This is a genomic window from Streptomyces sp. NBC_00075 (genome assembly GCF_045041225.1).
Classification (GTDB): domain Bacteria; phylum Actinomycetota; class Actinomycetes; order Streptomycetales; family Streptomycetaceae; genus Streptomyces; species Streptomyces adonidis.
The window spans coordinates 5726007-5739346 of sequence record NZ_CP108243.1; the positions used below are offsets into that span (position 1 = coordinate 5726007).

Below are 13340 nucleotides of genomic sequence, written 5' to 3' on the forward strand. Positions count from 1 at the left end.
GGGCGCGGGGCTGTATCTGATCTGCGGCTCCGCCGCGTGGGCGCGACCGGCCACACACAACCCGCACCCGCAACCGAACAGAACCCCCAACCCAATGGGCGCCCCGCTACTCCTGCGGAGCAAGCCGCGCAGGGAACCCACCGGTCGCCACAGGCCCCCACTTCACCGGAGTAACCCGAATAATCGACTTACCCTGCTTCACCATCGCGGCGCGATACTCGTCCCAGTCCGGATGCTCCCCCGCGATGTTCCGGTAGTACTCCACAAGCGGCTCGACAGCCTCCGGAGAGTCGATGACCTCCGCCGTCCCGTCGATCTGCACCCACGGCCCGTTCCAGTCGTCGCTCAGGACGAGCAGGCTGACGCGCTCGTCCCGCTTGGCGTTGCGCGTCTTGGCGCGCTCGGGGTACGTCGACACGACGACCCGCCCCGAGTCGTCGACCCCACAGGTCAACGGCGAGGCCTGCGGGGAGCCGTCCGCGCGCCGGGTGAGAAGGATCGCCCGGTGCCGGGGCCGTACGAAGTCGAGCAGCTCTTCCAGGGACACGGAGGTGTTCGTAGCGATGTTCGGTGCCATACGGCCAGCCTAGGGGCAGAGGGGCTTCGGGACCTGTCCCCACTGGGCCTATGTCCAGTGCTGAGGCAATGGGAGTCGGGGTGTTCACCCGACCGGACCCGGACAGGCCAGTTCGGGCGCGCGACGGCTTCACCTCCGGGTAGAGCGCCGCCCCACGTCGGAGAGGAAGTCCGCCCAGGCTGCGGGCCGGAGGGTGAGGTGGGGGCCGGAGGGGGTCTTGGAGTCGCGTATGTGGATGGTGGTGGGGGGCGTGGCCATCTCGACGCAGGCGGAGCCCTGTTCGCTGTAGGTCGATTTCTGCCAGGTCGGTTCGGTCATGGTCCGTCTCTCAGATGTCTTGGGCCCTGCGGCGGATGAGGTCGAGCGAAGGCGCGGGCTTCAGAGCGACGGCCTCCATGCGGTCCAGGACGAGCCGGTACAGCTCCAATCGTCCTGCTCCATCGACGAGTTCGCTGCCGTGTGCGGTGTCCACCTCGACTGTGTCGAGGGCGGGGACCGGGCCGTAGAAGTAGTCGACGGCGTGGCCGGTGGTCGGAAACGAGGTGCCGTCGAAGGGGATGACGCGGACGGTGACGGCGGGCTGCTCACTGATCTCGGTGAGGTGACGCAACTGGGCCCTGGCCACCTCGCGCCCGCCGAACTGCATGCGCAGGGCGGCTTCGTGGACGATCGCCGTGTACGGCGGTGGCTGCTCGCGGTAGAGGATGCCCTGACGCTTGTGCGGTGGGAGATGCGGTACTCGATCTCGTGGGGGCGCAGGACCGGAACCGCTTCGCGGAACAGCGCGCGGGCGTGTTCCGGTAAGGCAGTCAAGTCACGCCGTCGGCAGCGCGTCCCCTTGCACCGCCTGAACGTCGATCTCCACCCGCAACGTCGTACCGATCGCCGCGATCCCCGCCCGTACCACCTGGTTGTAGTTCATGGCGAAGTCCTCGCGCCGCAGTTCGGTCGTCGCCCGGAAGGCGGCGCGCGTGCCGCCCCAGGGGTCGGCGCCGGTGCCGAGGTAGGCGAGGTCGAGGTCGACCGGACGTACGACACCGCGCATGGTCAGCTCGCCGTGGACGATCCAGCGGTCGGTCCCGGCGGCCGGGGTGAGCCCCGTCGAGTGGAACGTGATCTCCGGATGCCGCTCGACATCCAGGAAGTCGGGGGACCGTAGGTGATCGTCCCGCGTCGCGTTCCCCGTATCGATCGAGGCGGCCGAAATGACCGCCTCCACCCGGGACTTGGCGACCTCGTCCGGGGCGATCTCGATCGTGGCCGTGAATTCCCTGAACCGGCCGTGCACGCTGGAGATGCCCAGGTGCTGGGCGACCGCCCCGACCGACGAGTGGGCCGGGTCGACGGTCCACGGCCCCGGCGGCGGCAGTTCGGCGCCGCCGCCGAGCCGGGCCAGGGTGACCGTCCCGACCTCGGTACGCCCTCCCCCGGAGGGGGTACCCCCAGCCGTCACGATCGCGCTGGACGCGGTGGGCGCGTACCCGACGGCCGTCACGATCACGGTGTACGCGCCGGGCGCGAGCGGGGTCGTGTCGCGCACGACCCCGTCCGCGTCGGCCCCGGCCCGCAGCACCTGCTGCCCGGTCATGTCGGTCACGGTGACGACGGCGTGCGACACCGCCCACCCGTCCCGGGTGAGAATCCGTGCGTTGAGGCCCATGTCCCGCTACTCCCCGCCCGGGTGGGCGAGTTCGATGTCGTGGCCGTCGGTCCCGTTGCCGGTGACGGTCAGGGCGGTGGCCGCCGGCGGGTAGCCGGTCGCGATGACCGTGTACTCGCCGCTGTCCAGATCCGTGAAGGCGTACGCCCCGTCCGCACCGGTCGTCGACGTGCCGACCACGTTGCCCGCCGCGTCGACGAGCGTGACCCGCGCGTCCCCGAGCGGCCCGTGCGGCGCCCGTACGACACCCTGGACGTGCGCCCCGGACGCCAGTTCCACCTCGACCCGGGTGACCCCGGCGCCGCCGACCTCGACGGGCAGCGCCCGCGGCCGGTACCCGGCGGCGTTCACGGCGATCGTCACGACACCCGGCACCAGGTCGGCGAACGTGAACTCGCCCTGCTCACCGGTGGTCCCGGTGGCCAGCACATCCCCGCGCACATCGGTCACGATCACCATCGCGTCCTTGACGGGCGACCCCGACTCGGTGGCCCGCACCAGCCCGCTGAGCCCGCTCGTGCCGCTGAGCAGAATGTCGTACGAGACCGGCTCGCCGTTCACTACGACGGTCGAGGCCTGCGGCTGGAACCCGTCGGCGGAGGCGATCAGGACGTACGAGCCCGTGCCCGGCGCGTCCAGCGCGTAGCCGCCGTCGCCCTGCGCGACCGCGCGGCCCAGCTGCCGTCCGGAGAGGGAGATCAGCGTGACGGCGGCCTGCGCAACGGGCGCGCTCTCGGCACCGCGCACGTGACCCCGTACGGGAATCCCCCCAGGGGCGGGTTCCTCGGCGGCCTCGACAGCGACCGTGGCGACGGCGACGGCCGCCGGCTCCGTCTTCGCGACCGGAGTGGAAGGGGCACCCTTCTCCTCGACAGCGGACTCCGCCGCCTGCGCCAACGCGCCCTTCGTCCGCAACGGGACCTCCTTGATGAAGACGGAGAAGACGAGCGCGAGGAGGGCGGCCGGGGCGGCGTAGAGGAAGACGTCGCCGATGCCGTGGCCGTACGCGCCCTCGATGACCGTGCGCAGCGGCGCGGGCAGGCTGTCGAGGTCGGGGATGGTGTTGGAGGTCGAACCGGAGAGCGCCGAGGCGTACTTCGGGTCGAGGGTGGCCAGGCCGTCCTTGAGGTGGTCGGCGATCCGGTGACTGAGGACCGCACCGAGCGCCGAGACGCCGATCGCGCCGCCGAGGGAACGGAAGAAGGTGACGACGGAGCTGGCGACGCCCAGGTCGGAGGGGTCGACCTGGTTCTGCGTGCACAGCACCAGGTTCTGCATCATCATGCCGACGCCGAGCCCGAGCAGCGCCATGTAGATGGCGACGTGCCAGTACGGGGTGTCGTAGCGCAGGGTGCCGAGCAGGCCGAGACCGGACGTCACCAGCACACCGCCGGCGAGCAGCCAGGCCTTCCAGCGTCCCGTACGGGTGATGACCTGGCCGGAGACGGTGGAGGCGACGAACAGGCCGCCGATCATCGGGATCGTCATGACGCCGGACATGGTCGGCGACTTGTCGCGGGCCAGCTGGAAGTACTGGCTGAAGAAGATGGTGCCCGCGAACATCGCGACGCCGACGAAGAGCGAGGCGAGGGAGGCGAGGGTGATCGTGCGGTTGCGGAAGAGGCGCAGCGGGATGATCGGCTCGCTCGCCCTCGACTCGACGAGGACGAAGATCCCGAGCAGGGCGACCGTGCCGCCGAGCATCGCGCCGGTCTGCCAGGACGCCCAGTCGTACTTGTCGCCGGCGAAGGTCACCCAGACGAGCAGGAGGCAGACGGCCGCGGTGATGAAGAAGGCGCCGAACCAGTCGACCTTGGCCTGACGCTTGACGACGGGCAGATGGAGGGTCCGCTGGAGCACGATGAGCGCTATGACGGCGAAGGGGACGCCGACGTAGAAGCACCAGCGCCAGCCGAGCCAGCTGGTGTCGGTGATGACACCGCCGATCAGCGGGCCGCCGACCATCGCGGTCGCGAAGGTGGCGCCGAGGTAGCCGTTGTAGCGTCCGCGCTCACGCGGGGAGATCATCGCGGCGAGGATGATCTGCGCGAGGGCGGACAGACCGCCCATGCCGATGCCCTGCACGGCACGGAAGCCGATGAGCATGGCGGCGTTCTGGGAGAGGCCTGCGGCGGCCGACCCGAGCACGAAGATGACGAGCGCGAACTGGATCAGCAGCTTCTTGGAGAAGAGGTCGGCGAGCTTGCCCCACAGCGGGGTGGACGCGGTCATCGCGAGCAGCGACGCGGTCACGACCCAGGTGTAGGCGTTCTGGCCGCCGCCGAGGTCCTTGATGATGTCGGGCAGGGCGTTGGAGACGATCGTCGACGACAGGATCGCGACGAACATGCCGAGCAGCAGTCCGGTCAGCGCTTCCATGATCTGCCGGTGCGACATCGGCGCGCCGTCGGCGGAGCCGTGGGAGCCTCCCCCGTGCTTGGCGTGAGCCCGCACACCGGCTGGTGTGGTCGTTGCCATTGAGTAATCCGATCTCCGGACGGCGATACCCCAAAGGGGAGAAAATCGGGCTACGGCCGTCCGGCTGACGTCGCGGAGTCTTGGTGTCTCCGGAACCCGACATTGAGTAGGACGCCGGGGACCCTTCGTCAGGCACCCGGAAGTGTTGCTGCGAGCATGCGAATCAGATTCTTTTGCCTGGTCGGTCCCCGCCGGACGGCTGCCGCACAGCCGCACGACGCGGGAGGGGAGGACCGGGGCATGGACGTGGTCCACGAGCGATGCGCCGGAATCGACATCGGCAAGGCGGACGTGAAGGTCTGTGTCCGCGTCCCGGGACCGGGCAAACGCCGCCGCAAGGAGATCCGTACGTTCCTGACGATGACCGCCGACCTGCTGGCCATGCGCGACTGGCTGATCGCCGAGGGCGTCACGGTGGTCGGCATGGAGGCGACCGGCGCGTACTGGAAGCCGGTGTTCTACCTGCTGGAGAACGACATCGAGTGCTGGCTGCTCAACGCCCGGCACATGAAGAACGTCCCCGGCCGCAAGACCGACGTCGCGGACTCCGAATGGATCTGCAAGATGGTCGAACACGGCCTGGTGCGGCCCTCGTTCGTGCCACCGCCGGCCATCCGCCAGCTGCGGGACCTGACCCGCTACCGCACCGAGGTCATCCGCGAACGCACCCGCGAGGCCCAGCGGCTGGAGAAGCTCCTCGAAGACTCCGGGATCAAACTGTCCGCGGTCGTCTCGGACCTTCTGGGCAAGTCCGCCCGCGCGATGCTGGAAGCACTGATCGCCGGGGAACGCGACCCGCACGTCCTCGCCGAGATGGCGAGGGCGAGCATGCGGGCCAAGCGTCAGATCCTCGCCCAGGCACTGACCGGCCAGTTCACCGACCACCACGCCTTCCTCGCACGGACCATGCTGGACCGCATCGACGCGGTCACCGCGACCGAGGCCCGCCTCAGCAAGGAGATCACCCGCCGGCTCGCCCCGTTTCACCGCCAGATCGAGCTGCTGACCACGATCCCGGGCGTCAGCACACGCTCGGCCGAGATGATCCTGGCCGAGACCGGCGCGGACATGGCCCGCTTCCCCTCGGCCGCCCACCTCGCCTCGTGGGCCGGAATGTGTCCGGGCAACCACGAGTCCGCCGGCAAGCACACCTCCGGCAAGTCCCGGCCCGGCGACCCGTGGCTGAAGAACGCGCTCGGACTCGCCGCCACCGCCGCGGCCCGCAGCAAGAACACCTACCTCGCGTCCCGCTACAAACGCCTCGCGATCCGCCGCGGGAAGAAGCGGGCCCTGGTCGCCGTCGGCCACACGATCCTGACCTCGATCTGGCACATGCTCACCAACAACGCCGAGTACGCCGACCTCGGAGCGGACTACTTCCTCCAGCGAACCGGCAGGGCACGCCAGACGCGGCGCCTGGTCAGCCAGCTCAACATGCTCGGTTATCAAGTGTCCCTCCAATCAGCGGAACCGGTCTGAACTGCGGCGTTGGGGGATTTTCGAATCAGCTTCCTTGTCTGTTTCCGCGCGTGTACGTCTTCTGCGTGTACGTCATCTACGTGTGCTGCGTCGTCTGGTGGGCGTGGGAGTTGGCGTGGGCGCCGAAGCTGTCCCGGAGCCGCGCCATGAGCCGGACGAGCTGTCCGACCTCCTCGTCGCTCCAGTCGGCGAGCCGGTGGGCGAGCAGTTCGGTGGTCCGCCGCGACAGCTCGCCGATCTGCGCGTGCCCCGAAGGGGTCAGCCGCAGAATGCGGGAGCGCTTGTCGGCGGGGTCGGGCAGCCGTTCGATCCAGCCGCGTCCGGCGACGTGGGCGACATGGCGGCTGGTGACGGACATGTCGACGGCGAGCAGCTCGGCGAGCCGGCTCATCCGCATGTCCCCGTGCCGGTCGAGCAGCGTCAGCACGGCGGCGGAACCGCCGGGACACTCGGGCGGCATGATCCGCCCCAACTCCCGCTTCACGGCCCCGAAGGCACTGAACTGACGCACCAACTCCTCGTACTGCGCCTGCTCGGCCATCACACCCCCTGAGGTCTGCCTCTGTCCCTTTATTTGTTGCTTGGGGCAACCATAAGAAAGATTGGTTGCTACAGGCAAATGAAATGGGGAGGAGGCGGACTAAAAACTTGGCAAAGGCAAGTATTGGCGAACGTAAACGCGCAGGTGGGAGCGGTGAGGGAGGGGCCCCACTTGGGTGAGCCCCGCCAGGTTCGCTAGGGTCTCCCACCATGGCCAACACCCAGGGCCCCGAGGGCAACTACGACCCCGCGGGCAGCACCCAGATGTTCCGAGCGTTCGTCGACGAAACCCCCCAGGGCGGCAGCCGCCAGGCCCCGGCCCCGGCGGGCCCCCGCATCGGCCTGATCATCGGCGTTGTCGTCGCCGTGGCGGTCGTCGCCGCGGTGGCTTGGCTGGCGCTGAAGTAAGGAAGGGCGGGGCGACTTCCTCGCGCGGGACAGCGACGTCCCGCGCTTTGTCGTGTCTGCGGGGCGGTGGGTTGCTTCAGTCCGCCAGGGCGGGGGCGGTCCGCGATCGGCCGACTGGTCTGTCGGCTCGGTGGCACGAGCAGTCGCAACGGTCGCTGAGCAGGGGTGGCCCGGCGGGGGACTGCCAGGGCAGGCGGTGCTCGACCGTTCCGGAGCACTGCCCGTGCAGATCCGCGTGCTCGGCGTGGAGTGTGGCCACTTCGCAGGGCGGCTGTAGCTGACGCGGAGTGCGACCTCGGCCGGTCATCGCTCCTCCGGGGTGTCGCACGCGCCGATCGCATCGTCCGGGTCGAGGTCGAGTTCGGTGGCGCCGGCCTCGGGCAACCGGGCACCTCGGCTGTCCGCGACGCGTTTCACGTCCCGCAGGGACTCGCTCATCCGGGCCAGCGTGAACCGGAGTTGGTCTGCGGTGACCCTGTCGTCGTCGAGCAGATCGGCGGCATGGTCGAGGAGTTCCGCCGCCATGCCGAGCTGTACGGCCTCGATGCCGTCCGCTACGCGCCACAGGTAGCCGGTTCCGTCGCTGGACAGGAAGCACGGATTCCCTTCTGTGTTCGACCATGGCAGTAGCCGGGGTGCGGGCGGTGCGGTGTGTGACCGGAGTTCAGGGGATCGTCGTTGCTGCGAAGAGGACACAGAGAACCACCGCCTTGGGCGAGAGGCTTGCACGGTCCCGTTAACCTTACTGGTATTCGCGAATGGCACCAAGGTGGACCTGTGGTAGCTGTCCTGTACGAGTCGCTTACGGTACGAAGGAGCAGCTGCACGAGAAGGCCGCCGACGAGGGGAGTACGTCGTGGGTAGTGGGGACGACTGGGTGAGCACCTCGATGCCGTATCTGTCGCCACGGGCGAACGGGCAGGGCGACGCCTGGAGCGAGGAAGCCGCTGCGAAAGGGCGCAGGGGAACCCAGCGCATCGTCCACGCGGGGGAGGTTCCGGCCTCCGACGAGGTCTCCGGCCTGCTCGGTGTCGCCGAGGGCGAGGCAGTGGTCGTACGGCGTCGTGTGATCGAACTCGACGGGGAGCCCTGTGAGTTGACGGACACGTACTACCCCGTGCACATCGCCGGAGGCACCGGGCTCGCCGGCGTCGCCAAGATCCCGGGTGGAGCCGTCACCTTGCTCGCGCGCCTCGGGTACGTGGGCGTACGGGTACGTGAGGACGTGACGGCCGGACTGCCGAGCGCGGCGGAACAACAGGCGCTGCGCGTCGGCCCGGACGAACCCGTCCTACGGCTTACCCGGGTCACCCTGGACGCCGAGGACCGCCCCCTCCAGGCCGACCTGATGACGATGCCCGCCGACCGCCAACGCCTGCGCTACGAACTGCGGATCGGATAGCCGTGCCCCGTACCGAGACCGGCGCCGACGACCGGCGCTCCCTGCACGAGCGGATCGCAGCGGACCTGCGCGACGAGATCATGAGCGGAGAGCTGGCGCCCGGCGCCAAACTCCCGTCCACGACGCAGCTGAAGGACAGGTTCGACGCGTCGAGCGCGACGGTGCAGAAAGCCCTGCAACTGCTCAAGGACGAACGGTTGGTCGTCGGCCGGGCCGGTGCCGCCGTGACCGTACGCGAGCACCGCCAGCGCACGCTGCGCCCGGCAGCCGCCTCCATGACAAGGGCCGAGGCCGGGCAGCCGTATCCGTGGCTCACCGAGATCGCGAAGCACGGTTCCCAGGCGCACAGCACCCTCCTGGAGGTGACGGAGAAGGTTCCACCGGCCGATGTCGCGGCTGCCCTCGAACTCGCACCTGGCGCGACGGCCGTCCTGCGCCGCCAACTCCTCGCCATCGACGACGAACCCCTTGAACTCGTCGCCTCCTACTACCCCACCGACCTCGCCCGAGGCACCGCACTCGCCGAACCCCGCAAAATCCGCGGCGGTACGCCGACCCTGCTCACCGACCTCGGCCACCCACCGCACCACAGCATCGACCGAGTCTCCGCCCGAGTCCCGACCCAGGAACAGGCCACGGCCCTACGCCTACCCGGAAACCTGCCCGTCCTGCGCACCTTGCGCGTCGTCCATGGCGCCGACGAGCGCCCGGTCGAGGTGACTGTGATGGTCAAGGCGGGGCACCTGTACGAGCTGGAGTACGAGTTCACTTCACCCTCCTGACTGGAACCAAACGTCCAAAGAAGACCTGCCGAGTGGAGGGTCAGTCGAACGAGAACCGCCCCTCGATGTGTTGCCGGTCTCATTGGGAGCACCCGTTCCTGCCGGTAGACGGTTTCAAGAACCGTCAGAAGTCTCGCCGTATCGGTCGTGTGTCTGTTCGGATTTCCTAAGCCTGCGTTGAGACGATCCGCAGCCTCCATCTGATCCGGAACGGTTCACATGGTGGTGCCTTCACCGCACGGATCGCGTTACTTCCCTGTCGGACCGCTCAGTTCCGGTAGCGCGGTGAGCGCGGACCGGCAGACTTCGGCCTGTGCATCGGTATAGGCCAGCAGGTAGACAGTGCGGATCCGGGAGGTTGGATGGGCCTGGAAGTAGCCCACGACAGCGGACGCTAGCTCTTCAGCCGTCCTCCCCAGATCGCTATTGCCGCCCCCGGTCCCCAAGAGGGGCAGCACGACGGAGTACAACCTTTCCCCGGCCTCGTTCAACCGATCCACCTCGCCTAGGAGATTCCGAATGCATCGGTCTAGATCCATGACCTGCCGGAATCCCGATGCCGGTTCCCCCTCGACCGCCGCGACATGGGCGATGCGTTTGACCCCATGGCTCTCGCGGAGCTCACCCGGCCCGGTGACCAACACCTGACCTGCGGCGACGTGGGTTTGACCAGCCATCCGCTCGGAGAGTTCCTGGGCGATGCGGTCCGCCACTAGGTGACCGCCCACGTCTCGGGTGCCTCCGTGATAGCGGATGGTGGCGGAGATCGTCGGCTCGGTGATTCGGGACATCTCCATGCGAGTGTTCTCGGGATTCACCCACACGTCCACGCCCAGCACATTCACCAGATTCCCAGTGATTATGCCGAGCTGGTGTCGGCGGTCGCCCTTGATCCCAGTCTCGCAGCGGGTGCTGCGAGCCGGTGACAGTGTTGCGTTATGCGTGGCCATGAGGGTGTCCAGGCGCATCCGGAGCCGGGTGCTCTCTTTCGCGGCGGCCTTCAGAGCACTCGCGGTTTCGTCTTGCGGTCTCGTTCTGGAAAGCCAGGCGTACGAAGCCAGCATGAAGAAGCCGGCGAACCCGGCGGCGCCGCCGAGGCCGAACCCCATCGCCCGGCCTTCCGAGACTGAGTCCGGAAAGATCGAGTACAGGAAGAGCGCGCTCGCCAGTGAGTAGAGGAGTACGGAGGGCAACTGCAGTGCGTACTGCCTCCCTTGCCCCCTCGGCCCGGAGGCCCAGACCTGGAGCCCGATACCGGTCGAGATAAGACCGCCCGTCACTGCCAACACCAGCAAGTTCATCCGTGGCGCATCCTCCCCTGCCGCGACCCGTGGGATCGCCGCGACCTTCAGGCTCTTGGCTGTCCTTCAATACCACAACCACCTCGCTCGCAGCTGGCGAGAGCTTCTCTGAATAGAACGTCACGACCCGTTCTTCGTGGGACGATTGGGGCGACGGTTGCGCTCGCCATCAGTGTCGATGTGCCCTGCGCGGCGACCGGAAGGAGTTCACTCGTTGTCAGACCTTCAGTCCCTGCTGACCACAAGACAGCTTCGCTTCCTCAAGACGGCGGCTAGGAATGGTTCGTACCATGTGCTGCTAGGCGCTGGCGCGACTTACGGAGCCCGTAACCAGCGCGGCGAGGTCCCCATGGCGCAGGGCCTGGTGAAGGCGCTGGCCGAGGAGTACCCGCACGTTCCGATCAACGTTGCGAAGGACACGTTGATGCGGGCCTACCAACGTTCGGTGCTCGGCTCGTCAACGGAAGCCGTCTGGCGGTTCCTCAAGAAGGTGTTTGGAGATGTTCAGCATGCTGAATGGTTCACCGACCTGATCAGTCTCCCGTGGAAACGTGTCTGGACCCTGAATGTGGACGACGCGGCAGAACAGGCGTACCGGTCAAGCCCACTTGCCCGCTTTCGCGCAGCGCGGACTATTTCCTGGGACGAGGAGTTCTCGGAGACCGGCGACTTGGAGATCATCCATCTCCACGGCCACATCATTGGCTCGAAGCCGCGCAAGCTGATCTTCTCGCTGTCGGAGTACCAGTCCGCCGCTCAGGGGCGTGTCGTCTGGGATCATGTACTCGCGTCGACCATCGGCTCGTACCCCCTTGTCGTCGTGGGTGCCCGCCTGTTGGACGACCCCGATGTCGAGCGGCTCCTCACCAGGAACCGACCGAGTGCGGATGCGCCGTCCATCGTCGTGGATCCGCGGATCTCGGACGAGAACGAGTGGGAGCTGAAAAGGTACGGCTTCGTGGTGTACAAGGGCACAGCCGAGGAGTTCACCAAGGACTGGTTCACTCAAGTTGGGTTGGACAGCGATTCCCTTCTGGAACTGGCACAAAGCGAACAACTGAGCGTCCCTCAGGTTCAGGAGCTTCAGAGCAATCATGCCGGACCGCGGCCGAAGTCCCATCGCTACCTCGACGGTGACGAGCCCCTCTGGTGTGACGTCGTTGACGACCTGGTGGCACCACTCTCCTGGATGAAGGACGTCTCCCAGGATATTCGGGAATGGGCTGCCTCGGAGAGTCACGACCCGAGGATCCACCTCATTTACGGAGCCCGCCTCGCCGGAGTGTCAAGCGGCCTCTTGTGGATCGCGAAGGACGTACGGTCAGCGGGCGTCCGGTCTTACGTTTTCGACCGGTCGAGCCGATTTGACGTACAGCGGCTGGTCGACAAGTTCAGCGGTCACGGACCTTCCGTCCTCTTCATCGACGGGGCTGCTGACTTCGCCGATGACATCGACCAACTCATTACCGAGGCCGGGTTGGAAGGCACGGCGGAGGTCTATGTCGTGGCAGCGGAGCTCCCCGGCAGGAACCTACAACTGGAGGCTCGGCTCGAGGGGGTGTATGAGAAGAGCGTGATGGCATCTGTGTCGACCCGGCTCCAGCGCCGCGATGCCGAGACGCTCGTCGCCAAGCGCGAAAAGCTTGGCCGGCTCGGCATGTTGGAGGAACTGGACAGGAAGCAGCGGGTCAGCCACTTCAAGAACCGCGACGTTTTCTCGGCGATGATGGAGCTGGAGCACGGCATCGGCTTCCGCAAGCGGATGGAGCTGGAGATCTCCTCGCTCGACGCTGACTGGAAGAAGTCGCTGATCCTCCTGCTCTCAGTTGCCAGTCGCGGCCGCAATTCGGTCAGCCTGCTCGAGTGTGCCAAGGCGCTTAATGTTTCGTCGGATACCATCGTCCGAGCCACGCAGCGGAGCATGGAGTCCTTCATCGAGATCCAGGGCGACGTTCTGGTGGCCCGCCAGCGCGATGTCCTCATGGATCACATCGTCAAATCACTGGGAGACGGGGGCGCTCTCGCGTCCCTCCGGGAATGCATCCAGAACCTTTCCCCTCTTGTGAATCAGGACAGCCTGCGCGCACGCAACAGGGCAGCGATGTTCGTCCGTTACGCGATGACCCAGAAACTCTTGACTAGCATCTTCCCGAACGATGACGTGGAGAAGTTTTACGACGATCTGCTTCCCCAGTTCGGCGGCTGGAACGCCCGATACTGGGAGCAGCGGGCGATCCACGCAAAACACCAGAACGACTGGTCGCGCGCCGAGTCGTTCGCTGAACGGGCCGTCAACCTGCTGGACGACGCGTTCACCCGGACCACCTGCGGCACCATCCTGATCAACAAAGCCAATTTCTTCGCCAGCCAGAGCGACAACAAATGGCAGGAATTCCACCAGCGCGGGAAGAAACACTTCGATGTGGCCCTCGCTGCAGACAGGGCGAACCGCGTGACTGCCTTCGCCTATCTAGAGTCGGTGATGTCACTCGCGGAGAGCGCCACGGAGTGCAACGTCCCGGAATGGTCCACCCCGATCGCCGAGTTGCTCCACGAGTGGAAGCCGATCTATAGCGGTCTGCGCTTGGTCCTCAGAAACGACCTGGCCCTCGACTCTGTCCGCCGAGCCGAAGCGCTGTCCCGCCGATGGGAAAACCTGTCGGAGTAGTGCCTCCTTACTGAAGGCCCAAGGTGTCGACTCCCGACGGAATCG

13 protein-coding genes are annotated in these 13340 nt (G+C 67.2%); 5 read left to right on the forward strand and 8 right to left on the reverse strand.

Translation table 11 applies throughout. The features are described from left to right. Positions 1-106: 106 nt before the first annotated feature. From OG787_RS24870 to OG787_RS24890, 5 genes are all read right to left on the reverse strand, one after another. Positions 107-577 (reverse strand): PPOX class F420-dependent oxidoreductase, encoded by a 471-nt coding sequence (locus OG787_RS24870; protein WP_369029038.1) that lies wholly within the window; start codon positions 575-577, stop codon positions 107-109. A gap of 129 nt (positions 578-706) precedes the next feature. Beyond that, positions 707-895, reverse strand: a complete 189-nt coding sequence (locus OG787_RS24875) for a DUF397 domain-containing protein (protein ID WP_405536431.1) — start codon at positions 893-895, stop codon at positions 707-709. 10 nt (positions 896-905) lie between these two features. After that, positions 906-1283, reverse strand: a complete 378-nt coding sequence (locus OG787_RS24880; RefSeq protein WP_405540574.1) for a DUF5753 domain-containing protein — start codon at positions 1281-1283, stop codon at positions 906-908. A gap of 108 nt (positions 1284-1391) precedes the next feature. Continuing rightward, positions 1392-2237 carry a YceI family protein gene (locus OG787_RS24885; RefSeq protein WP_405536432.1) on the reverse strand — a complete coding sequence of 282 codons (846 nt, stop codon included), beginning with the start codon at positions 2235-2237 and terminating at the stop codon, positions 1392-1394. Positions 2238-2243: 6 nt separating this feature from the next. Continuing rightward, the gene (locus tag OG787_RS24890) at positions 2244-4715 is read right to left on the reverse strand and encodes an MFS transporter (protein ID WP_369029034.1); all 2472 of its coding nucleotides are present in this window, start codon (positions 4713-4715) and stop codon (positions 2244-2246) included. A 240-nt stretch (positions 4716-4955) separates the two neighbouring features. Here OG787_RS24890 and OG787_RS24895 point away from each other — a divergent pair, with 240 nt between their 5' ends. Next, entirely contained in the window at positions 4956-6194 is a 1239-nt protein-coding gene (locus tag OG787_RS24895) for an IS110 family transposase (RefSeq protein ID WP_405535161.1), read from the forward strand. Positions 6195-6270: 76 nt separating this feature from the next. Here OG787_RS24895 and OG787_RS24900 read toward each other — a convergent pair whose 3' ends face one another. Then, positions 6271-6735, reverse strand: a complete 465-nt coding sequence (locus tag OG787_RS24900) for a MarR family winged helix-turn-helix transcriptional regulator (protein ID WP_369029033.1) — start codon at positions 6733-6735, stop codon at positions 6271-6273. A 209-nt stretch (positions 6736-6944) separates the two neighbouring features. On the opposite strand from OG787_RS24900, the gene OG787_RS24905 reads away from it, so the two are divergent. Then, positions 6945-7142 (forward strand): hypothetical protein, encoded by a 198-nt coding sequence (locus OG787_RS24905; protein WP_369029032.1) that lies wholly within the window; start codon positions 6945-6947, stop codon positions 7140-7142. Positions 7143-7445: 303 nt separating this feature from the next. On the opposite strand, the gene OG787_RS24910 is transcribed toward OG787_RS24905, so the two are convergent. Then, positions 7446-7838, reverse strand: a complete 393-nt coding sequence (locus OG787_RS24910; protein ID WP_405536433.1) for a hypothetical protein — start codon at positions 7836-7838, stop codon at positions 7446-7448. A 193-nt stretch (positions 7839-8031) separates the two neighbouring features. Between OG787_RS24910 and OG787_RS24915 the strand changes: the two genes are divergently transcribed. Further along, a complete protein-coding gene (locus OG787_RS24915; RefSeq protein ID WP_405540576.1) occupies positions 8032-8544 on the forward strand; it encodes a GntR family transcriptional regulator in 513 nt (170 codons plus the stop codon). Then, positions 8541-9326 (forward strand): GntR family transcriptional regulator, encoded by a 786-nt coding sequence (locus OG787_RS24920; RefSeq protein ID WP_405540578.1) that lies wholly within the window; start codon positions 8541-8543, stop codon positions 9324-9326. The genes OG787_RS24915 and OG787_RS24920 overlap by 4 nt, the downstream gene beginning before the upstream one ends. Positions 9327-9574: 248 nt before the next feature. Here OG787_RS24920 and OG787_RS24925 read toward each other — a convergent pair whose 3' ends face one another. After that, the gene (locus OG787_RS24925) at positions 9575-10627 is read right to left on the reverse strand and encodes a macro domain-containing protein (RefSeq protein WP_405536434.1); all 1053 of its coding nucleotides are present in this window, start codon (positions 10625-10627) and stop codon (positions 9575-9577) included. Between the two features lie 214 nt (positions 10628-10841). Between OG787_RS24925 and OG787_RS24930 the strand changes: the two genes are divergently transcribed. Next, positions 10842-13295: an SIR2 family protein gene (locus OG787_RS24930; protein ID WP_405536435.1), complete on the forward strand. Its 2454-nt coding sequence runs from the start codon at positions 10842-10844 to the stop codon at positions 13293-13295. The last annotated feature ends 45 nt before the right edge of the window (positions 13296-13340 follow it).

Coding starts and splice junctions, on each gene's coding strand:
- OG787_RS24870 (WP_369029038.1), bottom strand. CDS start 577: ATGGCACCGAACATCGCTACGAACACCTCCGTGTCCCTGGAAGAGCTG.
- OG787_RS24875 (WP_405536431.1), bottom strand. CDS start 895: ATGACCGAACCGACCTGGCAGAAATCGACCTACAGCGAACAGGGCTCC.
- OG787_RS24885 (WP_405536432.1), bottom strand. CDS start 2,237: ATGGGCCTCAACGCACGGATTCTCACCCGGGACGGGTGGGCGGTGTCG.
- OG787_RS24890 (WP_369029034.1), bottom strand. CDS start 4,715: ATGGCAACGACCACACCAGCCGGTGTGCGGGCTCACGCCAAGCACGGG.
- OG787_RS24895 (WP_405535161.1), top strand. CDS start 4,956: ATGGACGTGGTCCACGAGCGATGCGCCGGAATCGACATCGGCAAGGCG.
- OG787_RS24900 (WP_369029033.1), bottom strand. CDS start 6,735: ATGGCCGAGCAGGCGCAGTACGAGGAGTTGGTGCGTCAGTTCAGTGCC.
- OG787_RS24905 (WP_369029032.1), top strand. CDS start 6,945: ATGGCCAACACCCAGGGCCCCGAGGGCAACTACGACCCCGCGGGCAGC.
- OG787_RS24915 (WP_405540576.1), top strand. CDS start 8,032: ATGCCGTATCTGTCGCCACGGGCGAACGGGCAGGGCGACGCCTGGAGC.
- OG787_RS24925 (WP_405536434.1), bottom strand. CDS start 10,627: ATGAACTTGCTGGTGTTGGCAGTGACGGGCGGTCTTATCTCGACCGGT.